Origin of the sequence: Bradyrhizobium uaiense (assembly GCF_010811875.1) — a bacterium.
Taxonomy (GTDB): Bacteria; Pseudomonadota; Alphaproteobacteria; order Rhizobiales; family Xanthobacteraceae; genus Bradyrhizobium; species Bradyrhizobium uaiense.
The window spans coordinates 1-255 of record NZ_VKHP01000696.1; the positions used below are offsets into that span (position 1 = coordinate 1).

The window sequence follows — 255 nt, forward strand, 5'->3', positions numbered from 1 at the left end:
TCGACCGGTCCGGCTTTGTGCTGGTCCTGAAGCGGCTGACCGAGGACAAGTTCCGATGGCCGCGCCGCCAGGAGGCGGTCGTCACGCTGACGACCGAGCAATTGCACTGGATCCTTGACGGCATCGATATCGATGCGATGGTCCGCCATCCGGTGCGGCAATATCAGGTTGCCGGCTGAGCTCTCGAGCTGAGCGGTTGACGCGTCGGTACGGTTCAGATTCAAGAATCCGATGAATCGAACCGGCGATCCGAGT

General features: G+C 61.2%; 1 protein-coding gene. It reads left to right on the forward strand.

The window, feature by feature from the left end:
- On the forward strand, window positions 1-179 hold a 179-nt coding region (tnpB, locus tag FNJ47_RS55070; RefSeq protein ID WP_163163631.1), incomplete at its 5' end, for an IS66 family insertion sequence element accessory protein TnpB.
- Window positions 180-255 lie beyond the last annotated feature (76 nt).